The organism is Streptomyces sp. NPDC001880 (assembly GCF_053594575.1).
Genome location: NZ_JBSFET010000007.1, coordinates 126,175 through 147,142, shown reverse-complemented (window position 1 = coordinate 147,142; position 20,968 = coordinate 126,175). Strand labels below are relative to the sequence as shown.

The window sequence follows — 20,968 nt, the reverse complement described above, 5'->3', positions numbered from 1 at the left end:
ACGCGGGTCATTCCGCCGGGCCCAACGGGATCACCGGCGGCCGTGTTGTGCCCCCGGGCTCAGGGCGTTCTGGGGTCGGTATTCCGCGTGGGACGGTCATCGGTAGCGAGAACGCCCACGGACAGGCGCCCATGGGACGTGCCGCAGGCATGGGGGGTGGCATCGGTCCCGGCGTCTCTCCGAATGCAATCGGCGGCGGTCGCCGTCTGGCCGGAGAGACGGGGGGTGTGATCGGGGGGCGCCAGCAGCAGGGCCGTGCGGGTACGCGACCGTTCACGCCTGGAGGGTCGGGTTTGGTGAGAGGTAGCGCCTCGGGAGACGTGGAGCGCGGCATCGGGCTGGCAGGACGGGGCGGTGGGATCGCCCCTCAAGGTCCTCGGGCGACGGGGCGTGACGAGGGCGGCGAACGGCCGCACTATCTGCTCGAGGACGTTGAGACCTGGCAGCAGGGTGGCCAACGGGTTGTCCCGCCGGTCATTGACTGATTAACAGAGCACTCACGAAGGACAGAGATGCGCATCAGAAGCAGGAGACTCGCACGACGGCGTACCATGACCTCGGCGGCGTTGGGCCTACTGCTGGTGGCTGCCGCTGCTGTACCTGCGTCTGCCGACTCCATCCGCTCCAAGCAGTGGCACCTCGATGCCATGAAGGCCGAGGAAATGTGGAAGACGAGTACGGGCAAGGGCGTCATCGTTGCCGTGCTCGACAGCGGTGTGGACCCGTCGAATCCTGACCTGATTGGACAGGTCCTCCAGGGAAAGGACTTGGCGCCGGGCGTCGCGGGTGACGAGCACACCGACTATGACGGCCACGGCACGAGCATGGCCGGACTTATCGCCGGGACGGGCCGGAGCGGCGGAGGAGATGGCGCGTTCGGGCTCGCGCCTGGAAGTAAGATCCTCCCGGTCCGCATGCCTGAGTCCGGACTCGGCAGGACTCAGGCAGCCGCGGACGAGGAGTTCAATAATGTTGCTCCCGTGGCGATTCGCTATGCGGTCGACCGTGGCGCAAAGGTCATCAATATTTCCCTGGGAGCCCACGCAGGATCGCAGGCGCTAACGGATGCCGTGAAATACGCGCTCGACAACGGTTCGTTGATCTTTGCTGCGGCGGGCAACAGCGGTGACGGGGCCAACTTGATCGAGTATCCGGCTGGAACACCGGGGGTTGTCGGTATCGGTGCCATCGACCAGAACGGGAAGAAGACCGACGAGTCCCAGCATGGGCCGCAGATCGATTTCACGGCCCCCGGCATCCACATGGTCCACCCGTGCACAGGCGGAACGCAGTTGTGCAAGACGAGCGGAACCAGTGACGCCACCGCCATCGCCTCCGCCTCCGCTGCTCTCATTTGGGCCAAGCACCCTGACTGGACGAACAACCAGGTCCTCCGCGTCATGCTGAATACGGCCGGCGGTCCGACCAGCGGTGCCAAGCGCAATGACTACGTGGGTTACGGCTCTGTCCGTCCCCGTATTGTGCTGAAGAACCCAGGCGACCCGGGCCCGGCCGACGTGTACCCGCTCCCTGACCTCGCGGCGGCCGAGAGCCCCAGCCCCTCCGCCGAGCCTTCCAAGGCGACCGGAAGCTCAGAAGACACCGACAAGCCCGCCGCCGCAGCCCCCACATACGACGACAGCAGCAGTAGCACCGGCCTCTGGATCGGCCTCGGTATCGGCGGAGCCGCGCTCATCGGCGCAGTGGTCACCGCGCTGGCGATCCGCTCGCGCCGCCGCAAATCCGCCGCTCAAGCCGCCCGGCCCGCGTACTCGCACCAACTTCCGTATCCCAACCCGCACCACCAGACGCTGCCTCAACAGCAGCCCACGAACCCGAACTGCGGCCCTCCTCCCACGGCCTCTCCTGGTTCCAGCTCGTCCTACGGCAGGCCGCCGCACGGTGAAGGTCCGAGCTGAAGTGCCATCGTGGTGCACACGATGTTCTCGCGGCGTCATCAGCCGCCGGTTCGCGTGGGGTGATGATATCGAGTGCGGCTACGACTTCCCGAGCGAAGGTCCCGCTTGCGCAGGCTGTGGATAGCGTGGGTGGTCGACGAATACGGAGCTGAGGCTTTGGTGGTGCTCGGGATTCAGGTTTGCCGACAAGGTGGGTCGGTGGCCCCCGGGCGCAGGCGAAGGGCGCGACGAGGGCGGCGAGCCTCCCGACCACCTGGTCGAAGACGACGAGAACCGGCAGCAGGGTTGCCGATTGGTTGTCCCGCCAGTGATCGACTGAGCAGCAGGAAAACACACAGGAGAATGGGATGCGTACCAGCCGTGCAGCGGTCATCCGTCGCGGAACCGCCTTATCCGCCGCGGCAGCATTGCAGCTGGTGGGTGCCAGTCCCGTGTACGCGGATTCTTTTCGTGCGAGGCAGTGGCATCTGGACGTGATGCAGGTCGACCAGATGTGGGCGTCGAGTACGGGGGAAGACGTTACCGTTGCCGTCATTGATTCAGGTGTCGATGCGTCAACCCCCGATCTCCGAGGGCGTGTGCTCAAAGGGAAAGACTTGGCGGCAGACTCTCCAGGAGATGAGCACACCGATTACGACGATCACGGGACTGAGATGGCTGCTCTCATCGCCGGGACGGGCGATTCTGGCGGTGGGAACGGTACCTTTGGGCTAGCGCCGTCAAGTAAAATTCTCCCCATTCGCGTGAGGGATAACTTCGGAAAAGTTAATGGGGCGACAGGGGATGAGAATTTCAATGACGACGTGTCTGCAGGGATTCGTTTTGCGGCTGACAGCGGTGCCAAAGTAATTAATATCTCTCTCGGTAAAAGTGCGGGATCGCAACGTCTCACGGATGCCGTGAAGTACGCTCTGCGCAAGGGATCGCTCGTTTTCGCAGCCGCAGGGAACAGCGCTGACGAGGGAAACGCGATCGAGTACCCGGCTGGAACTCCTGGCGTTGTCGGCGTGGGGGCAGTCGGGAAGGACCTTAGGAGGGCCAAGTTCTCTCAGTATGGTCCACAGGTCGATCTGTCCGCCCCGGGTGTGGACATGGTCCACACCTGCGGTGGCGGTACTCAGCTGTGCAAGAGCAGCGGTACCAGCGATGCCACCGCCATCGCCTCCGCATCCGCCGCCTTGATCTGGTCCAAGCACCCCGACTGGACGAACAACCAGGTCCTGCATGTCATGCTCAACACGGCCGGCGGCCCGATCAGTGGCGATGAGCGTACGGACTACATCGGCTACGGGATCGTCCGCCCGCGCATCGCCCTGAAGACCCCGGGCGACCCCGGCCCGGCCGACGTGTACCCGCTCCCCGACCTCGCGGCGGCCGAGAGGCCGAGCCTGAGCCCTTCCGTCAAGCCTTCCCAGGCGACAGGGGATTCAGTGGACGCCAACAAGCCGGCTGTGGTATCCCCCACCTCCGACGGCAGCAGTAACGCGGGCCTCTGGATCGGCCTGGGCATTGGCGGAGCCGCGCTCATCGGCGCAGTGGTCACTACTCTGGCTATCCGCACCCGCCGCTGCAGGTCCGCCGCCGCATCGGCTGCATGCCCGCACCAGCCTCAGCTCCTCAATCCGTACCAGCAACCCCAGCTTCACCAGCAGCCCACGCACCCGGCCTATGCACCCCCTCCGAATGCTCCTCCCGGCTCCAACTCGCCCTACACATAGGTGCACAGGTACTTGCGGGGCCCGTCCGAAGAGCAGCGCGCAGCCTACGTCTCCATGCACCCCGCGAGTATCGGAGCACTCGACGGCCTTCCCTCCGACGTACGCGACGACGCAAACCGCACCGTGCTCGCGGAACAACGCGCCGCCAAGCAGGTGGAGTACGACGCCTGGCTCAAGAAGGAACCGGAGCACTACAAGCCCTACATCAACCCCGTGACGGGGCGCGAGGTGAAGGGCGCGATGGTCCCGACCGAGGAGTGGAAGGAATGGAACGAGAAGAAGGGGCAGCTCGAGAACGCCTCCAAGGGCATGGACGACATCCAGAAGCGTTTCGACAGCTACACGAGCGAGAGTAATCGTCCTTATCTGCTCGGATTCGACGGCAACAATATGGGGCGCGCTATCGTCTCCATCGGAAATCCGGACACTGCCGACAACGTCGTGACGTACGTGCCCGGGACGTTTGCCAAGCTGGAGTCCATCGATGGAGACCTCACCAGGGCCCAGCTTCTCCAGGCGCAGGCGGAAGCCACCGATGGCTCCCGGAAGACGGCATCGATCGTGTGGCTCGGTTACGACGCCCCGCAGGCCATCGCGACCGATGCGATGGAGACCAAGTGGGCCGACAAGGCTGAGGAGCCGCTGGGCAACTTCCTGCAGGGTTTTGAGGAGGCCAACCACCGCGACGTGAACCAGACGCTCCTGGGTCGTAGCTATGGGTCCCTGGTGGCAGGCCAGACGATGAGCACCCACATAGACCTGCCGGTCGACAACGCGATCATGGTGGGTAGCCCGGGCGTAGGCGTGGAGCACGCGAAGGACCTGAACATCCCGGTGGACCATGTCTTCGCGGCCACGGCCAAGAACGACCTCATCAACCTCGCCCCGCCCCCGGCAGGCCCCCTGGCTCCCCTCAATCCGAAGGCGTACATGGAGCTTTTCGACGATCACTCGATCGTTCACGGAACTGACCCGGTCTCCGACGACTTCGGCGGCGTGGTTTTCAACGTTCCCGCCGGGAGGCATCCGGGCTCTGGCGGCGACATGATGCCCGCGCACTCCCAGTACTGGGACGAGAAGCCCCTCTACAAGATGGCAAAGATCGTTACCGGAGGACAGCCGTGAATCTACGGAGGGCATTCCCGGCTACTGCACTGCTGGTGGCCCTGACGGCCATGGTAACTGCGTGCGGGACACAGCGAGACGGCGGAGAAACACCGAAGCAGGTCACGATGAAAGAGCAGCAAGCGATCGACCGGGCAGAAGAGATCATTCACCAGGCCGCGTACGACATGTCGCCCAAGCCGACACTGGAGCGCACGGGCCCCGAGACCGTTGGCCCCTGCATTGCCAGAGACGACCACGGCTCCGACGCCCGACTGCAGGTCACCCTGTTTTACAAGCTGACTGGGGTTCCGGGGTCCGAGGCCAAGAACCTCGTGCTGCAGGCGCGGGATGCCTGGCTGAAGCAGGGCTATAAGTACAACTCGTCGGACAAGGAGGATATGTCCGGCCCCTTCCCCTGGGTCAGCATGCGTACGGAGCCCGATGACTTCTGGATGGAAGGCATCACCGGAGTCCTGGACCGCACCAAGGGCGAGGGCCTTGCCACCCTCAAGGTGAGGTCGCCCTGTTTCCTCCCGCCGGGGAAGTCCTCGGCGTCGACCGCGGCCGGCCCAGCCGCACTGGAGGAGCCGCAGGCCGACGATCCCGCTCGGCATCGAGCCCTCGGCCACTCCAGCCGAATCTACGACGCCCCGCGGGTCGGGTCGGCGCCCACGCAGCCCGGGGAAGGCCTCGGCACGGTCCAGGACGAGTCCGGGACCTCGGTCCATCACACCTGGTCGACCGAGCCGCTGCCGGAGGACGAGATGGTACGGGCCCTGGCACGCGCGCAGGTGTACTTCCAGAGAGCGGGATGGAGCCTGCGTCACGTGCCGATGCGTGAGGGCACCCCCGCCGTCGTCGCCCGCCACCTCGAAGAGGGCGCGATCGCGCAGGTCGCAGCCTCGAGCACCGGTGCGGTGCGCATCGCGGTGACGACGTCCGTCAACGGTCTGGCGTCCGCGGACGTATGACAGCCGGCCCCCTGCCTCTGGCGCGATCCCATGTGATCGGGTGGGTGCGGCTTCTGGGGTGTGCGCTCGTGGTGGCGGTGCTTGCCGCTTGCGGAGTCGACGACGGGAAGGACCGGAGCGAGAAGGAGCGGAAGGCGTCCGAGATGGACATGCGGCAGGCGGGGCGGCGTGCGGAGAGGGTTCTCGACGGCACGCTGGCGGCTATCCGCCCGCCTGTGGAGTGGGCATACGGTGCACCTGCGGAAGCGGCGTGCAGTACCAGTCTCAACGAGCCGACCGGGACCACGACCGTCACCCGCAGCAGGAACATCCTCACCGTGGCCTCCGAGCAGCGGCGCGACAATCCGCTGGGGCTTGTTCAGCGATACCGGGGATGACAGGCTTCCGGGTCGTCAGTGTCAATTCCGACAAGGACATGCCACGGATCAGGGTCAGGGACGCTGATGGTTTCACCGTCACCCTGGATGTCGGCAGCATTGGCGACATCTCCGTCAGTGCGGGGATTAGTTGTGCCGTGAACTCTGCGATGACTTATCCGAAGGGGATGCCAGGCCATCCCGACGGCCGAAGGCGAAGGAGTTGCGGCCGCGGGAGCGTTCTGATTTCTGGTCTTCCGACGAGCCGATTCGGCAGCAAGTGAGGGAGTGCGGTGTGCCGTATCCCAGGAGAGAAGGGGGATGACGCGATGGTGACTGCGTACGGAGAAGGAAAAGGGAAACAGGCCGCGGGCCACGGCGGGCCCGGCCCCGCCGTCGTCCTCCTCACCGGCGTGATGGCCTCCGGGAAGTCCACCGTCGCCCAGGCCCTCGCCGAGCGGTTGCCGCGGGCGGTGCATGTGCGCGGGGATGTCTTCCGGCGGATGGTGGTGTCCGGGCGGGCTGAGATGGTGCCGGGGGTGTATGAGGAGGCGGTCGCTCAACTCCGGCTCCGGTACCGGTTGTCGGCGATGACGGCCGATGCGTTCGCGGGTGAGGGGTGGACCGCCGTGGTGCAGGACGTGGTGCTCGGGGAGGAACTGGCGGCGTATGTCAGCCTCGTACGGACCCGGCCGCTGTACGTCGTTGTGCTCGCCCCCGATCCGCGAGTCGTTGCCGAGCGAGAGGCCGGGCGGAGCAAGAGCGGATACGGGGCCGGCTGGACGGTCGAGTCGCTGGACCGGGTGCTGCGGGAGGAGACGCCGCGGATCGGGCTCTGGCTCGACACGACCGGGCAGAGCGTGGAACAGACGGTCGAGGCGGTGCTTGCGGGGCTCGAACGGGCACAGGTGGCGGGAGCGGCGGAGCCGGACTGAGGTCGTGCTCGATGCGGCGACTGCGCTGACGGCCGGTGATTCGCCAGGGGGTCAGTGTTTCGGACGTACATGAGGCCTGGACCATGCGGCTGCCGCTGGACAGGTCTGGGCATCGGCACGGCCTGCCACGCCGTGGCTGTCTGCTTGCCCCGCACCAGCCAGCACGCCTGGCACCTGGCATACGCCCGCCCCGGCGGCCTCTCCTTCGACACGGCCTGGCGCCACACCCGAGTGCGCCTCCACCCCGACGAAGCACTCTTCCGCCAGGCCGCCCATCGCGCCGACGCACAGCGGGGCCCGTGAACGACGACTGCCCCCGCTGACGCCGGTCCTACGCCTCGCAGCCGTACTGCTTGGCCAGATTGGCAGCGGCTCCCCGCACCACGGCCGCGTTGTTGCGGATCGCGGTGTCCCGGTCGACGAGGTCCTTCTCTTGCTCTTCCCCCTTTTTCGAGGGCGTGATGAGCGTCACTGTGATATACGGGGCGGTCGAGCCCATGCGGGCGGCGCAGCCGGCGGGCAGGTTGGCCTCGGCCTTGTCAGGGAGCACCCAGCCGGTGAAGCCGGGGCCGAGGGGGACGGAGTCCTTGGGTTTGTAGCCGGGATCATTCCGGTTGTCCTCGATGACCAGTTTGTAGATCCCGCGGGGATAGTCGTTGTCCGGGTTGGCACGCATCACGCTGCACGCCTTGAACACCGCGAGGTCGCCCTTACCCTTGCTCTCCCACTCCTCCGCACTGACCTCGCCCCCCTTGCCGTCGTCGATCAGTTCCGCCGTCTGCCGGCTGAGCGCGCCATGACACAGCGTCTGCGGCAGTGGCGGCTTCTCGTCGTCGGGCCAGAAGCTCGCCGTCACGACGGCCGCTCCGGCAACGCTGAGCACGATGGTCAGCGGCAGCCACTTCTTGTCCATCGGTTACTGTCCCATCCACTTGTCGGCGTCCTCCATGCCGTTCTGGTACCACTGCTCGGTGATCGCCTGGAGGTGGTCCTCGTACTCGCCGGGGCTCGCATCCAGCTCCTCGTCCGTGAGCCCGCGCTTCTTCGCCATCCTGCGCAACGTGCCGTACATCTGCTTCTGGCCCTCGTCGTAATGCTTGATCATGTTTTCGCGGGTCTTGGCGTCGACCTTGGCGTTATCGTCGTTCTGGGAATCGGTCAGAGCCCAGTCCACCGAGCGCTGGACCCCGTCGCCGACGATCGGGATGGGAGTCAGCAGTCCACCCACGACGTGGTAGTTGACCATCTTCTTCCAGTTGTTGGCGTCCTTCTCAGCCTGCCCCAGGTCATAGATGACGTCGCCGCGCACGCCGTCGAGGTGACCGAGCACCGACGCGGACTGCTTGACCCAGGCCCGCAGCTCCGGGTCCTCCTTGCGGAAGGACTCCTCGGGGAAGCGCGCAAGCCCCTCACCGGTGACTACGCTCTGCGAGGCGTGGATGATCTTGTAGGCGTTGGGGTCCTCCGCTGTGCCGCGGATGAGCCGGGTGAGGTCGCCCCGGTCGATCTCGAGCTGGTTGAAGTCGGTCGGCCCGTCCATCTTCTTGCCGAGGATCTGGTGCACGTCGGAGCCGTAGTCGGCGATCATGTCGGCCATTGGCAGCCGCATGGACACGGGGACGGCGCCCTGGTCCGTCCTGAGTTCCTTCGTGTACTCGCTCATCACCCGCTCGAAGATCGCGGTCTCGGCGCCGTCGTGGTGAGCGGGTACCGGGTGCATCGGCGAGCCGGGTACGCGGCCGGTGGCCGCGGCCTCGAGCGCGAGGCCGAACTCGGCGCGGGCCGAGGTGTACTGGGTCTCCGTCGGCATCTTGCTCTCGACATCGCCGCCCGGCCACTTCCGGTCGTCCATGAAGTACTTCAGGTTGTCCGTGGTGTTGGGGTCGAAGTAGTGGGTGGAGGCGGACGGGTTGCGACTCATGGCGTTCAGCAGGCCCTTCATCGGGTCCTCCTGCGTGCCCTGCCAGTTCTTCATGACGCCGTCGTAGGCGTCGTCGTTGCTCGTCTCCCACTCGCGGATGGTGTCGCCGACCTCGGTGAGGAACGCCTCGCTGTAGACCGGGTCGCCCTCGTCCTTCTTCCAAGGCGATGATTTCTCCTTGGGGTCCTTGTTCGGGTCGTACACCTCGTCGCTGTTGAAGTCCGCGGCCATCAACTTCGTCAGCGCGCTCAGGCCGGCCGCCCCGCCCCCGAGTTGCCCTGGATGCTGGCGGGGCAGGCCGTTGCCGTCGCGGGCCGTGGCGATGAGCCGGTCGGTCCAGGCGGAGGTGACGCCGCCGGGCGAACCGATCGGGGAGTCGGGGCCGGTGGCGGTGGCGAGGCTGCCGGACAGGGCCTTGTAGAGGCGGGCGTCGGTGGCGGAGACCTGGCCGTCGCGGCCGCCGCCCTCCAGGCCGCCGGCGAGCAGCAGCAGTGCCTCCTGGTCCTCGCGGCCGTTGTAGCTGAGGTTCTGCATGAGCTCGGCGGAGAACGCCGGCGAGTCCTTCCCGCCCTCGACGAGCGTGAGGAGCCGCTCGCGCTCCTTGCCGTCGAGGTGTTCCCAACGGGCGTAGAGCTTGGCAGCCTCGCGGCCGTTCGCCGCCTGCTGCTTCTCCTCGGCGCGCAACTTCTTGGCGTCGGCGACACCGCCGAGGTCGGTGCTGCCGAAGTCGTTGGGGTGGTTCCGGATCAGCGCCCGCAGACCCCAGGCACAGAGTTCGTCGGCCTCGTTGGCGCGCTTCAGGATGCCTTCGAGCTTGCTGCGCAGCGCGTCGAACTGCGCTTCGGTCGCGATGGGTTCGGTGCTGTCCTTGGACCGGCGGTCGGGGTGGACGCGGTGACTGAGGACACCGTCGGGGTAGATGGTGATGCCCGGTGGCGGGTTCTCGTAGGCATCCTTGAGGTCGTCATGGGCGGACTTGAGGAGGGCGTGGGCGTCCTTGAGGAGGTCGCGTACGGACTCGGCCTCGGTGACGGCGTCGCTGAACTCCTTGGCGGTCTTGGTGACGAACTCCTTGGTGACGGTGGCGTTCTCGCCCTTCCAGGTGGACTTGTCGGCCTTGGTCTTCATGGCCGATGCGTCGGTCTGGAGGGCGGTCAGTTTGCTGATCATCTCGGCCCACTGGGTGACCGCGGTGTCGAGCGGGGCGAGTCTGACGTTGAGCAGCTGCTCGAAGGTGGGCATGAGGGCGGCTCCTTACCGGAAGTACTTGTCGATCCGGGAGACGGGAACAGCCCCGTCGGCCCCCGGGGCGACGGCGCCGACGATGCGCAACTGCGCCCCGATCCGGTCGTCTTCGGCCTTGCTCGAGGACTTCGTGTAGTCGAGGTGGTTGGAGATGTGCGCGCATGCCTGGAGGAGGGTCTTCACCTGCGTCTCCCAGGTCCGGTTCACCTCGGCGAGCGCCGCGCCGCTGTCGAAGCCGTCACCCTTCAGGCTCGTGCCGGCGGTCTCGCTCGCCGCGTTCGCGTGCTTGCCGCCCGATTGGAGGCCGTTGAAGAGCCCATATGCGGTGTGGCCGATGTCCCCCAGCTCGTCGTCCGGGACCACGTAGTCGGCCGTTCCCTTCGCCGACGTCGAACTGCCCGTGCTGTCGGCCTGGTTCAGCCTCATGGCGACGGCGGCCTTCTCCGCGCCCCACTCGTCTGCGAACGACATCGTCGACACCCCTATGTCCCTGATCGGAAGCTGCCCAGCGGACCACGCTACCGACGTGATCGACTATCCACCACAGGCGATCGATCACATGTGCGGGTTCTTCACGTGCGAGCCGTGTTGCGCCTTGGATACGCGAAAGGCCATGTCAGCGGTGGGAGAGGCATCACCGGGCTGCGGGCGAGCCGCATCGGGAGCAACGTGCACCGCGGCTCCTCCCCCGCCACGCGGCCGCTTCCGACCTGTGGTGGTGGCGAGGGGAGCTGCTCCGTACTGGACTGGCTGTGCGATGTCGACATCCGCGCGGACACGCCGCCGCTGCCGAACGGGAAGAAGCTTGCGGAGCGGGAATCCGGCTAGGCACCCGGCAGCCCCCGGTGCGCGCTCACTGGCGACGAACGCCCCGCGTTGTCCGTCCTCGGGGACGTGATGAAAACGGACGCCGATCCCCTTGGCGGCGCGGACCAGTATCTCAGGCTGGGAAGGACGCCGGGCTGCAGGAAGGTGCGCAGTTCCGGGGCACGAACATTCTGGGACGGTTCGTGTTCGAAGCGGAGGAATGCGCTTACCAGGGCCCTGCGGAAATATGCCGTCCTTGTCGAACTCGGCGAATTCAAGCCCGTGCCCGAGGGGTCGCCGACCGCCGCGAAGCGCTGAAGGAATTCCTCGACGGATTCGTACCGTCCATGCTGAAGGACCGGGGCTGTTCCTGAAATTGCCGAAAGCCCGCCCGGCGCAATGTGTGACGCGTGCCGGGCGGGCTTGCCGCGGAGGCCGTGACCGGATTCGAACCGGTGTAACTCGAGTTGCAGTCGAGCCCCTGAACCACTCGAGCACACGGCCGTATATTCCTTGTCGTGGTTCGACCGTAGGGGAGGGTGCGAGGGTGCTCAAGGGTGTGGGGCGGGCCGCAATGCCTGTCGTGGTAAGTCGTACGAGAGCGGGACAGTTCAGGCGGGCATGGTGCATCACAGGTTTGGTGATGGCTGTGGGTGTCGGTGCGGTTGGGTGCGGGGGCGAGGAGAAGACGCCGGATTACGTTGGCGCGGAGGAGGTGTGTGATGGCCTGTTCGAAGGGCCTTTGGCGAAGAAGGTCGAGTCCGTCACGGGCGCGACGTCGTTCGCCTGGACGGGCACGAAGGGCTACGACCGGGTAGTTGAGGGGCTCAAGGCCGGTTACGCATCGGGGCACCGCTGGGCTGCGGGGGGTGAGTTGTGCACGCTGTCCCCGAAGAGAGCTGCGCTGGCGGACAAAACGAGGATCAGCTTCGACATGTACGCGCCGCAGGACTTGAATGATCCCGATGTGAAGGATGGGCACTATTACACAATGGGAAAGAGGTCTCAGGCGGCTCCTCGGGGTGCCTCCCTCTATTTCGAGTGCGTGAGTCCCCAGATCGAAGGGTCGAAGGAACGTCCGCTGCGTGTCAGCGGCCGCTTCTACCACCCGAAGGCCACCGCGCAGAGCACGCCCGAGCATTTCGACGCCAATATGGAGGTTATGCATGCCGCGTCCCTTGCCGTAGCCAAGAAGTTGCAATGCGAGAACAATGGCGGCCTTCCGGAGAAGCCGGATCTGACGCCGCGGACTTGATAACAGGCAGGCACGTTGGCCGGGCTTCGAAAGCTTACCGGGACACCGTGGCACGCGCCGGAAAGCCGCCCACCCCGGAACGTCCCCGGGGGCGGGCGGCTTTGCCTGCGGAGGCCGTGACCGGATTCGAACCGGTGTAACTCGAGTTGCAGTCGAGCCCCTGAACCACTCGGGCACACGGCCGTGTGTTCCTTGTCGTGGTTCGACCGTAGGGGCGGGTCCGCGGGTGCTCAAGGGGGTGGGGCGGGCTGCAACGTGACTGCCATGCCGCGTTCACGCATGCCGTTTCGCTCAAGCCGGTGAAGGAACTCGGCTGCGAGAACAACGGCGGTCTGCCGACGGCCCCGTACTCACGCCGAAGCCGAAGGCCCCGTGCTCACGCCGAAGTAGCAGGTCTGCGTCCGGCAACAACCGGGAGGGCTGGCAGGGCAGCGACCCGGGGGCCGGCTGATGGCGGGTGGAAGTCGTGGGCCGAAGCTGTCGGTCCACGATCCGCTGTCTGCCTGGTTCGGGTGACGCGATGGACTGAACACAGAAGGTAATGGCATCAGGGCGGTGCTGATGGTCGTCAACGTCGAGCGGGTGACGGCGTTCAAGAAGCCCGAAGGCGATATCGAGGCGTTGAGGTATGCCTGTGCAGCCGCCACGCACTCGGTGGTCATGGTCATGGCGAGAGGGCTGGGCTGTGGGGTGTGCGTGGCTCAACCAGGCGCCGGTGGTGCGCGAGTGGCAGTGGGCGGTGGGGCCTCGGAGGGGCGGAGGGGCGGAGGACGTCAGGGTGAGGAGGGGGCGAATGTGATCTATTTTGCATTTTTTCCTATAGTTAGGGGCGGTAGTGCCCAACTAGGAGGAATCAGCCGTATGAGCAATCTGTTCGTCATCGCCTACGAGGACCTCGCCACCGCCGACCAGGTCCGGGACAAGCTGCTGTCCATGAACCGCCAGCACCTTGTCGAGCTGGAGGACGTCGTCGTCGTCGAGCGGCGTGAAAAGGACGGCAAGATCAAGCTGCATCAGGCCGTCAACCACGTGGGTACCGGTGCCGCGGGCGGCGCGCTGTGGGGAAGCGTCATCGGGCTGCTCTTCCTCGCGCCGTTCCTCGGTGCCGCGGTGGGTGCCGCGGCCGGCGCCGCCGGAGGGTCCGCCGTCGACACCGGTGTCAACGACGACTTCATGAAGGAGCTGAGCGCCAATCTCCGGCCCGGCGCCGCCGCCGTCTTCGTGCTCGTCAGGAAGTCCGCCCGCGACAAGGTCGTCCCCGAGATCGTTAAGTTCGGCGGTCAGCTCGTCCAGACCTCGCTCAGCAAGGAGGACGAGGCACTCCTGCGGGAAATGGTGAAGGAAGCGCTCAAGGAAGAGACGACGATCGCCTCCTGATCTCCGGACCGTACGAGAGAAGGCGACTGCCCGCGCCGCGCGCAGGGCGGTCGCCTTTCGTATGTGGGTACCCGGCGCAGATCAGGGTTCCCCGCGGAAGTGCGCCATCCTTGTCGAACTCGGCGAATCCAAGCCGGTACCCGAGGATCGCCGACCGCCGCGAAGCGCTGAAGGAATTCGTCAACTGTTTCGTACCGTCCGCGCTCAAGGCTCAGGGCTGTTCCTGAAATCGCCTACGCCCGCCCGGCGCGACAGATGACGCGTGCCGGGCAGGCTTGCCGCGGAGGCCGTGACCGGATTCGAACCGGTGTAACTCGAGTTGCAGTCGAGCCCCTGAACCACTCGGGCACACGGCCGTGTGTTCCTTGTCGTGGTTCGACCGTAGGGGCGGGTGCGCGGGTGCTCAAGGGTGTGGGGCGGGCTGCAACGTGACTGCCATGCCGCGTTCACGATCGGGGGGCGCAGGCGTCATGCGGGGCGTCGTGGCCCTGTGACCAACAGCAGTGGCCCTGTGGCCGACAGTCGTGGTCCTACGACCAAGAGACGACCGGGGGACCGTCTTACGACAGGGTCCAAATGAGATTGTGCCCCTTACGCTTGGGCGCATGAGTGCCTTGGAACCGTGTGACGGCGTCGACGTCCCTCCCCTTGCCGCGGACGCTGCCGTCGCCACCGAGTCCGAACCCGGAGAAGGGGTGCTCGGGGGGACCTATCGGGCGCTCAGTGTCGGCATCGTCTCCGTCGTGTTCCTGATCGCCTTCGAGGCGACGGCCGTGGGGACCGCGATGCCGGTCGCCGCCCATGAACTGCACGGCATTCCGCTCTACGCGTTCGCGTTCTCCGCGTACTTCACGACCAGCCTCTTCGCCATGGTGCTCTCCGGGCAGTGGGCGGACCGGCGTGGGCCGCTCGCGCCGCTGGCCACCGGGATCAGTGCGTTCGCGGCAGGGCTGCTGCTGTCGGGTACGGCGGGCAGCATGTGGATGTTCATTGCCGGGCGGGCCGTGCAGGGGCTCGGCGGCGGGCTGGTGATCGTGGCGTTGTACGTGGTGATCAGCCGGGCCTATCCGGAGCGTCTGCGGCCGTCGATCATGGCCGCGTTCGCCGCGAGCTGGGTGATTCCGTCGGTCGTCGGGCCGCTCGTCGCCGGGAGCGTGACCGAGCACCTGGGGTGGCGGTGGGTCTTCATCGGCATCCCCGTCCTGGTGGTGTTCCCGCTGGCGCTCGCGCTGCCCGCGATCCGGCGCCGGGCGTCGGGGCCGGCCGATCCGGCGGCGCCCGTCGAGCCGTACGACCGGCGCCGCATCCTGCTCGCGCTCGGGATCTCGGTGGGGGCGGGGCTGCTCCAGTACGCGGGGCAGGAGCTGGACTGGTTCGCGTTGCTTCCGGCCGTCGTGGGGGTCGCCCTGCTCGTCCCCGCCGTGCGCGGGCTGCTGCCCCCGGGGACCGGCCGGGCGGCGCGCGGGCTGCCCTCGGTGGTGCTGCTGCGCGGGGTGGCGGCCGGGTCGTTCATCGCCGCCGAGTCGTTCGTACCGCTGATGCTGGTGACCGAGCGCGGACTGAGCCCGACGCTGGCCGGGCTCTCGCTCGCGGCCGGGGGCGGGACCTGGGCGCTCGGTTCGTACGTACAGTCCCGGCCGCGGCTCGAACCGTACCGGGAGCGACTGATGGTGGGCGGCATGGTGCTGGTCGCCGCGGCGATAGCGGCCGCGCCGTCCGTGCTGATCGACTCGGTGCCGGTCTGGACCGTGGCCGTGGCCTGGGCCTTCGGGTGCTTCGGTATGGGTATGGTGATCGCGTCGACGAGTGTGCTGCTGCTGAAGCTGTCGGCGCCCCAGGAGGCGGGGGCGAACTCGGCCGCTCTCCAGATCTCCGACGGGCTGTCGAACGTGCTGCTGCTGGCCGCGGGCGGGGCGGCCTTCGCCGCGCTCGGCGGCGGTGCGGTGGGGGCCGTGCACGAAGCGGCGGAAGCGGGGGCGGCGGGGTCCCATCCGGGGGCGTTCGCGGCGGTCTTCCTGCCGATGGCGGGGGTGGCGCTGGTGGGGGCGTGGGTGGCGACCCGGGTGCGGACGCGGTAGTGGTACCACTCTGGCCCCATCTGATGGTACCGTTTTGGTATGGCTATGAACCTGCGTCTTCGTGACGACCAGACCGAAGCCCTCAAGCAGCGCGCTGAGCAGGAGGGGACCAGCATGCACGCCATACTGCTGCAGGCCGTGGACGACTACCTGGCCAGGACGGCTCAACAGGCCATCGTCCGCAAGACGGCCAAGGAGCAGGCGGCCAAGTGGAGCGAGCTCATGGAGCGGCTCAAGTGACCTGTGTCTATCTGACGTCCGAGGACATCCTCGTCATCGCCGATCATGCCTGCTCGGACATGCACGTCGTCGTGCGCGATGCCGGGCTCCTGGAATCGGCGGCACACCGCCCCTCCGCAGCCATGTTCGGCGAGGAGGCCTATCCGGACCTGATCGACAAGGCCGCCGCGCTCCTGCAGTCCTTGGCGATCAACCACCCGTTCTTCGACGGCAACAAACGCACGGCCTGGCTCTCGTGCATGACCTTTCTCGCGATGAACGGGGTGGATCTGCATCCGGACATCGATGCCGCGGAACGCCTGGTCATCGCGGTGGCCACAGGGGAAATGGACGAGGTGAAAGCCATCTCTCAGGGGCTGCGTGAGCTGGTCGTCGACGACGTGTGACAGCGATCGCAGTTCCCCGTGGGGCAGCGCAGTCAAAGACGGTTCACGCCCGGCCCCCCGGTAGGGTGGCCCGGTTGTCGTATCGCGTGCGCGCCTGTCCCGGCACGTACGGACAGCGCCCCACGTACCCGAGAGACCCGAACCGGAGACCGTGACTACTACCGCCTCCCACCACCTCTCACCCGCCTTCCCCGGCCGCGCCCCCTGGGGCACGGCCGGCAAGCTGCGAGCCTGGCAGCAGGGCGCCATGGAGAAGTACATCCAGGAGCAGCCGCGCGACTTCCTCGCGGTCGCCACCCCCGGCGCGGGGAAGACCACCTTCGCGCTGACCCTCGCGTCATGGCTGCTGCACCACCACGTCGTGCAGCAGGTCACCGTCGTCGCGCCGACCGAGCACCTGAAGAAGCAGTGGGCCGAGGCAGCGGCCCGGATAGGCATCAAGCTCGACCCCGACTACAGCGCGGGTCCGCTGAGCAAGGAGTACGACGGCGTCGCGGTCACCTACGCGGGCGTCGGCGTACGGCCGATGCTGCACCGCAACCGCTGCGAGCAGCGCAAGACCCTCGTCATCCTCGACGAGATCCACCACGCCGGTGACTCGAAGTCCTGGGGCGAGGCATGCCAGGAGGCGTTCGACCCGGCCACCCGGCGGCTCGCGCTCACCGGTACGCCGTTCCGGTCCGACACCAACCCGATCCCCTTCGTCCTGTACGAGGAGGGCAACGACGGCATCCGGCGCTCCTCGGCCGACTACACCTACGGCTACGGCAACGCGCTCGCCGACGGCGTCGTCCGGCCCGTGATCTTCCTCAGCTACAGCGGCAACATGCGCTGGCGCACCAAGGCCGGCGACGAGATCGCCGCCCGGCTCGGCGAGCCGATGACCAAGGACGCCATCGGGCAGGCCTGGCGCACCGCCCTGTCGCCCACCGGCGAGTGGATCCCCAATGTGCTGAGCGCCGCCGACAAGCGGCTGACCGAGGTGCGCAAGGGCATTCCGGACGCGGGCGGGCTGGTCATCGCCACCGACCAGGAATCGGCCCGCGAGTACGCCAAGATCCTCAAGCGGGTCACCGGTGAGAAGGCCACCGTGGTCCTCTCCGACGAGAAGGCCGCCTCGAAGAAGATCGACCAGTTCAGCGCGGACGACTCCCGCTGGATGGTCGCGGTCCGCATGGTGTCGGAGGGCGTCGACGTGCCGCGTCTCGCCGTGGGTGTGTACGCCACCACCATCTCCACGCCGCTGTTCTTCGCGCAGGCCGTCGGGCGTTTCGTGCGCTCGCGCAGGCGGGGCGAGACCGCCTCGGTCTTCGTACCGACCATTCCGATGCTGCTCGACTTCGCCAACGAGATGGAGGTCGAGCGGGACCACGTCCTCGACAAGCCCAAGAAGGGCAGCGACGAGGAGAACCCGTTCGCGGAGGAGGACAAGCTCCTCGCCGACGCCGAGAAGCTGGAGGACGAGGAGACCGAGGATCAGCTGCCCTTCGAGGCCCTCGAATCCGACGCGGTCTTCGACCGGGTGCTGTACGACGGTGCCGAATTCGGCATGCAGGCGCACCCCGGCAGCGAGGAGGAGCAGGACTACCTGGGGATTCCCGGGCTGCTGGAACCCGACCAGGTGCAACTGCTGCTCCAGAAGCGGCAGTCCCGGCAGATCGCGCACAGCCGCCAGAAGCCGGCCGGCGAGGCCGATCTGCTGGAGAAGCCGGCCGAGGCACGGCCGGTGGTCACGCACAAGCAGCTGCTCGGACTGCGCAAGCAGCTCAACACGATGGTTTCGGCCTACACGCACCAGAGCGGCAAGCCGCACGGGGTGATCCACACCGAGCTGCGGCGGGTGTGCGGCGGGCCGCCGAGCGCGGAGGCCACGGCCGGGCAGATCCAGCAGCGGATCAAGAAGGTCCAGGAGTGGGCCACCCGTATGAACTGAGCGCGCCCGCCGCCGAGTTGAGTGCGCCCTTCTGAATCGATTGTGCCCTTCGCCGGCCCGGGACGGGACTGCGGTCCTCGCCCCGGGCCGGCTTCGTGCGTGCGGATGAGGGTGGCGCGACTGCCGGAGGAACGGCGGGGTCACCGGACGAACGCGGCTACCAGACGAGCGGGGCGGACTGGTTCGTCGTGGCCACACACGGAACCGTGGCCGAGGTCGGGGACGAGGCCACGATCTGCAGTGACCAGTTGGTGGCGCTCGGGGGAGTGGGCAGCACCACGGAGTTCGTGCTGTCCCCCGCCGCCAGGGTGCCGGAGGTGAGCTTCAGCGGGCCCAGGGTGATCGGGCTGCCGCCGCTCATGCCGGGGTTGGTCTTCCCGGAGAACTGCACCTGGCTGGTGACGCCGCCCGAGGTCTTGGTGAGCTTGAGCGTCGTCGTGATGCTGTTCGGGTCGGCACTGGTACCGGCCGGCATGGTGATCGCGGTGGACGTGATCTTGATGGTCTTGGACGTGCCCGAGTCGGCGGCGGTCAGGGTGGCGAGACCGCTGCCCCAGGCGCCGCAGTCGTACGTGGCCGTCGCGGTGAGCGGAGTCACGGCCTGGGCCGTCGGAGCCAGGGCGAGCGCGCCGGCCACGGAACAGGCCGCGGCCAGCATCAGGGGGATGTGTCTTCGATTCGACGACATGACGGGGGGAACTCCTTCCGGTTCTGAATTCCGCAGATTCACCGAAGAGCTGAAGAAGTGGATCTGCGTGCCGGGCCCGGCATGTCGGCAGCAGTGAAACTGTGATCTTCAAAGAAGTCAAGAGATGTCCACAGACGCACTTGAAATTCCCAAGGAAATGCTTTTCGGGCATTTCAAATAAGGATCAATCAGTTCTCTCTTGACTTCTTGGCACCTGGCCTCCTCAATGTGCGCAATCAATGGGCCATGGAGGGGTGTCTGGTGATACGACGACGAAGACCCGGCGTGACCGGGCTGCTCGCTGCCTGCTTCGTGATGTCGCTGAGCTGCGCAGGGGCGAGCGCCCAGGCCGCACCGTCGGCCGGCGGGCGGGCCGCCGGGACGGTCACCCCGACCGTCCACTGCACCCTGCCCGCCGGTCAGGGCGAGGCGACCGGGCCGCAGCAGATGACCGTCGAGCTGTCGCCCGCGGTCGTCGCCCCGGGCGGCAAGGTGCACGCCAAGGTCACCCTCGGCCCGTCCCCCGCCACCAGCGGCCTCCCTCTGGAGGACGTGCCGACCATTCCCAGCATCGACCTCGCCATGTCCGGCGGCGCGACCGGCACCGTCACGGTCCGGGGCGCCGAGATCACCATGGACATCCCGTCCGGCACACCCATTGAAATCCCGCCGTACGAGGGCGACTTCCTGGTCCCCGCGAACGCCTCCGGAGACATCTCCTTCGCCCCGGTCCGTACGCTGACGCAGACCAAGGTGCTCGGCTCGGTCTTCGAGACGCCGTGCGACGTCGTCGACGGCGGCGGCAGCATCGGCACCGTCAAGGCGGAGGGCACCGGTTCCGAGCCCGCCACCCTGATCGCGCCCGCCGACCCGGTACGCCCCAACACCGCCGTGACACTCGGGGGTTCGGGCTGGACGCCGGGCGGTACGCCGGTGCCCTCGCTCTGCGCGGTGGGCGGAGGCGGCTGCGATCCGCTGAAGTTCAGCGGCAACACGCTCACCGTCGGCGGTGACGGGACGCTGACCGGCACGGCCACCCTCGCCCAGGCCGGTGCGGTGCCGGACGGCACGTACGAGGTGAAGGTCAACGACGGCACGAAGGAGGCCACGGCCCCCCTCACCGTCAAGGCCGTCGCGGCCGGTGACCGCGAGATCTCGCTGTCGCGGAGCAGCGGCCCGGTCGGCAGCGTGATCACGGTCAGCGGCAAGAACTACAACCCGGACCGCTGGATCAATGTCATCGGCCTCGACGCCTCGGGCACCGGGCTCGACGACAGCGCGGTCTACGTCAAGAGCGGCCCGGACGGCACCTTCTCCGTCGAGTTCACCGTGGTCTCCGAGGCCGTCGTCGCCGTCCAGGCGGACGAGGGCAACGATCCGGCGACCGTACGGACCGCCCCGTTCACCGTCTCCACCGGCGGAGGAGAGGGCGGCAGCGCCGACCAGAAACTGAACACCTCGGTCAGGGCCGGGACACTGTCCATGGTCCAGGACGGTGACACCGTCGACTTCGGTACGACGGTCCTGGGCACCGGCAGCGGGGTGCAGCGCTCCCGGCTCAACCGGGTCGAGGTGGAGGACGCCCGCGGCGTCGACAGCGGCTGGTCGCTGACCGCCACCCTCACCGGCTTCACCAGCGCCGACGGCGACACCATCCCGGCCGGCGCCGTCCGCTGGACGCCCCGGTGCACGGCGCAGAACGGCAGCGTGGGGGTGCCGGTGGCCGGATCGCCCGCCACGCTCGGGAGCGGGGCGGCGAGCCTCTGCCGGATGGATCCGGACGGTTCCCGTCCGTTCACCGGCGGCCGGTTCGACGCCGACGCCGACCTCGCACTCACCGTTCCCGGATTCACCCGGCCCGGAGATTACAGCGCCACTCTCACCCTCACCCTTCTCTGAACACGGAGACGAATAATCCCGGAGGCGCCCGCCCGCTCCCTGTCGCATCGGAGCGGGCGGGCGTCGCCGTTCCGAATTCGGAGAATTCCCGCAGCAGCGGACGACACCCATGGAGGAGCAGCATGCCCGCCCG

Annotated in this window: 18 protein-coding genes and 3 tRNA genes; 14 read left to right on the top strand and 7 right to left on the bottom strand. The window is 67.4% G+C overall.

All coding sequences use genetic code 11. The annotated features are described in order from the left end of the window. Positions 1 to 551: 551 nt before the first annotated feature. The 7 genes from mycP (ACWCQ6_RS06895) (at position 552) to ACWCQ6_RS06865 (ending at position 7,309) form a co-directional block, all read left to right on the top strand. Complete coding sequence (gene mycP, locus ACWCQ6_RS06895; RefSeq protein ID WP_451086181.1) at positions 552 to 1,919, top strand: type VII secretion-associated serine protease mycosin; 1,368 nt, start codon at positions 552 to 554, stop codon at positions 1,917 to 1,919. Between the two features lie 347 nt (positions 1,920 to 2,266). Beyond that, positions 2,267 to 3,637 (top strand): type VII secretion-associated serine protease mycosin, encoded by a 1,371-nt coding sequence (gene mycP / locus ACWCQ6_RS06890; protein ID WP_451086179.1) that lies wholly within the window; start codon positions 2,267 to 2,269, stop codon positions 3,635 to 3,637. A gap of 12 nt (positions 3,638 to 3,649) precedes the next feature. Next, the gene (locus tag ACWCQ6_RS06885; protein WP_451086177.1) at positions 3,650 to 4,762 is read left to right on the top strand and encodes an alpha/beta hydrolase; all 1,113 of its coding nucleotides are present in this window, start codon (positions 3,650 to 3,652) and stop codon (positions 4,760 to 4,762) included. Between the two features lie 107 nt (positions 4,763 to 4,869). Then, positions 4,870 to 5,715, top strand: a complete 846-nt coding sequence (locus ACWCQ6_RS06880; RefSeq protein WP_451086175.1) for a hypothetical protein — start codon at positions 4,870 to 4,872, stop codon at positions 5,713 to 5,715. A gap of 44 nt (positions 5,716 to 5,759) precedes the next feature. Further along, on the top strand, positions 5,760 to 6,092 hold the full coding sequence (locus tag ACWCQ6_RS06875) for a hypothetical protein (protein ID WP_451086173.1): 333 nt from the start codon (positions 5,760 to 5,762) through the stop codon (positions 6,090 to 6,092). A 395-nt stretch (positions 6,093 to 6,487) separates the two neighbouring features. Then, positions 6,488 to 7,006: an AAA family ATPase gene (locus ACWCQ6_RS06870; protein ID WP_451086234.1), complete on the top strand. Its 519-nt coding sequence runs from the start codon at positions 6,488 to 6,490 to the stop codon at positions 7,004 to 7,006. Between the two features lie 144 nt (positions 7,007 to 7,150). Further along, on the top strand, positions 7,151 to 7,309 hold the full coding sequence (locus tag ACWCQ6_RS06865) for a hypothetical protein (RefSeq protein ID WP_451086171.1): 159 nt from the start codon (positions 7,151 to 7,153) through the stop codon (positions 7,307 to 7,309). Positions 7,310 to 7,337: 28 nt separating this feature from the next. Here ACWCQ6_RS06865 and ACWCQ6_RS06860 read toward each other — a convergent pair whose 3' ends face one another. The 4 genes from ACWCQ6_RS06860 to ACWCQ6_RS06845 form a co-directional block, all read right to left on the bottom strand. Then, positions 7,338 to 7,919 (bottom strand): hypothetical protein, encoded by a 582-nt coding sequence (locus ACWCQ6_RS06860; RefSeq protein WP_451086169.1) that lies wholly within the window; start codon positions 7,917 to 7,919, stop codon positions 7,338 to 7,340. Between the two features lie 3 nt (positions 7,920 to 7,922). Beyond that, complete coding sequence (locus ACWCQ6_RS06855; RefSeq protein ID WP_451086167.1) at positions 7,923 to 10,169, bottom strand: DUF6571 family protein; 2,247 nt, start codon at positions 10,167 to 10,169, stop codon at positions 7,923 to 7,925. A 12-nt stretch (positions 10,170 to 10,181) separates the two neighbouring features. Next, positions 10,182 to 10,643, bottom strand: a complete 462-nt coding sequence (locus ACWCQ6_RS06850; protein WP_451086165.1) for a hypothetical protein — start codon at positions 10,641 to 10,643, stop codon at positions 10,182 to 10,184. A gap of 768 nt (positions 10,644 to 11,411) precedes the next feature. Next, positions 11,412 to 11,483 (bottom strand) — tRNA-Cys (locus ACWCQ6_RS06845). 139 nt (positions 11,484 to 11,622) lie between these two features. Between ACWCQ6_RS06845 and ACWCQ6_RS06840 the strand changes: the two genes are divergently transcribed. After that, complete coding sequence (locus ACWCQ6_RS06840) at positions 11,623 to 12,234, top strand: hypothetical protein (RefSeq protein WP_451086163.1); 612 nt, start codon at positions 11,623 to 11,625, stop codon at positions 12,232 to 12,234. Positions 12,235 to 12,345: 111 nt separating this feature from the next. On the opposite strand, the gene ACWCQ6_RS06835 is transcribed toward ACWCQ6_RS06840, so the two are convergent. Further along, positions 12,346 to 12,417, bottom strand: a tRNA-Cys gene (locus ACWCQ6_RS06835). Positions 12,418 to 13,095: 678 nt separating this feature from the next. Between ACWCQ6_RS06835 and ACWCQ6_RS06830 the strand changes: the two genes are divergently transcribed. After that, on the top strand, positions 13,096 to 13,611 hold the full coding sequence (locus ACWCQ6_RS06830; protein WP_451086161.1) for a DUF1269 domain-containing protein: 516 nt from the start codon (positions 13,096 to 13,098) through the stop codon (positions 13,609 to 13,611). A gap of 284 nt (positions 13,612 to 13,895) precedes the next feature. Here ACWCQ6_RS06830 and ACWCQ6_RS06825 read toward each other — a convergent pair. Next, positions 13,896 to 13,967, bottom strand: a tRNA-Cys gene (locus ACWCQ6_RS06825). A 249-nt stretch (positions 13,968 to 14,216) separates the two neighbouring features. Here ACWCQ6_RS06825 and ACWCQ6_RS06820 point away from each other — a divergent pair. The 4 genes from ACWCQ6_RS06820 to ACWCQ6_RS06805 all read left to right on the top strand — a co-directional run bounded on the left by ACWCQ6_RS06820 (position 14,217) and on the right by ACWCQ6_RS06805 (position 18,248). Further along, positions 14,217 to 15,689 (top strand): MFS transporter, encoded by a 1,473-nt coding sequence (locus ACWCQ6_RS06820; RefSeq protein WP_451086160.1) that lies wholly within the window; start codon positions 14,217 to 14,219, stop codon positions 15,687 to 15,689. Between the two features lie 39 nt (positions 15,690 to 15,728). Next, positions 15,729 to 15,929, top strand: a complete 201-nt coding sequence (locus ACWCQ6_RS06815; protein ID WP_026290595.1) for a ribbon-helix-helix protein, CopG family — start codon at positions 15,729 to 15,731, stop codon at positions 15,927 to 15,929. After that, complete coding sequence (locus ACWCQ6_RS06810; RefSeq protein WP_451086158.1) at positions 15,926 to 16,315, top strand: type II toxin-antitoxin system death-on-curing family toxin; 390 nt, start codon at positions 15,926 to 15,928, stop codon at positions 16,313 to 16,315. Before ACWCQ6_RS06815 ends, ACWCQ6_RS06810 begins: the two co-directional genes overlap by 4 nt. Positions 16,316 to 16,466: 151 nt before the next feature. Beyond that, positions 16,467 to 18,248 (top strand): DEAD/DEAH box helicase, encoded by a 1,782-nt coding sequence (locus ACWCQ6_RS06805; RefSeq protein WP_451086156.1) that lies wholly within the window; start codon positions 16,467 to 16,469, stop codon positions 18,246 to 18,248. A 157-nt stretch (positions 18,249 to 18,405) separates the two neighbouring features. On the opposite strand, the gene ACWCQ6_RS06800 is transcribed toward ACWCQ6_RS06805, so the two are convergent. Then, positions 18,406 to 18,936, bottom strand: a complete 531-nt coding sequence (locus ACWCQ6_RS06800) for a hypothetical protein (RefSeq protein WP_451086154.1) — start codon at positions 18,934 to 18,936, stop codon at positions 18,406 to 18,408. A 285-nt stretch (positions 18,937 to 19,221) separates the two neighbouring features. On the opposite strand from ACWCQ6_RS06800, the gene ACWCQ6_RS06795 reads away from it, so the two are divergent. Continuing rightward, positions 19,222 to 20,835 (top strand): hypothetical protein, encoded by a 1,614-nt coding sequence (locus tag ACWCQ6_RS06795; RefSeq protein ID WP_451086152.1) that lies wholly within the window; start codon positions 19,222 to 19,224, stop codon positions 20,833 to 20,835. Positions 20,836 to 20,968 lie beyond the last annotated feature (133 nt).

Coding starts and splice junctions, on each gene's coding strand:
- ACWCQ6_RS06815 (WP_026290595.1), top strand. CDS start 15,729: ATGGCTATGAACCTGCGTCTTCGTGACGACCAGACCGAAGCCCTCAAG.
- mycP (WP_451086181.1), top strand. CDS start 552: ATGACCTCGGCGGCGTTGGGCCTACTGCTGGTGGCTGCCGCTGCTGTA.
- ACWCQ6_RS06880 (WP_451086175.1), top strand. CDS start 4,870: ATGAAAGAGCAGCAAGCGATCGACCGGGCAGAAGAGATCATTCACCAG.
- mycP (WP_451086179.1), top strand. CDS start 2,267: ATGCGTACCAGCCGTGCAGCGGTCATCCGTCGCGGAACCGCCTTATCC.
- ACWCQ6_RS06820 (WP_451086160.1), top strand. CDS start 14,217: ATGAGTGCCTTGGAACCGTGTGACGGCGTCGACGTCCCTCCCCTTGCC.
- ACWCQ6_RS06850 (WP_451086165.1), bottom strand. CDS start 10,643: ATGTCGTTCGCAGACGAGTGGGGCGCGGAGAAGGCCGCCGTCGCCATG.
- ACWCQ6_RS06860 (WP_451086169.1), bottom strand. CDS start 7,919: ATGGACAAGAAGTGGCTGCCGCTGACCATCGTGCTCAGCGTTGCCGGA.
- ACWCQ6_RS06855 (WP_451086167.1), bottom strand. CDS start 10,169: ATGCCCACCTTCGAGCAGCTGCTCAACGTCAGACTCGCCCCGCTCGAC.
- ACWCQ6_RS06800 (WP_451086154.1), bottom strand. CDS start 18,936: ATGTCGTCGAATCGAAGACACATCCCCCTGATGCTGGCCGCGGCCTGT.
- ACWCQ6_RS06830 (WP_451086161.1), top strand. CDS start 13,096: ATGAGCAATCTGTTCGTCATCGCCTACGAGGACCTCGCCACCGCCGAC.
- ACWCQ6_RS06870 (WP_451086234.1), top strand. CDS start 6,488: ATGGCCTCCGGGAAGTCCACCGTCGCCCAGGCCCTCGCCGAGCGGTTG.
- ACWCQ6_RS06840 (WP_451086163.1), top strand. CDS start 11,623: ATGGCTGTGGGTGTCGGTGCGGTTGGGTGCGGGGGCGAGGAGAAGACG.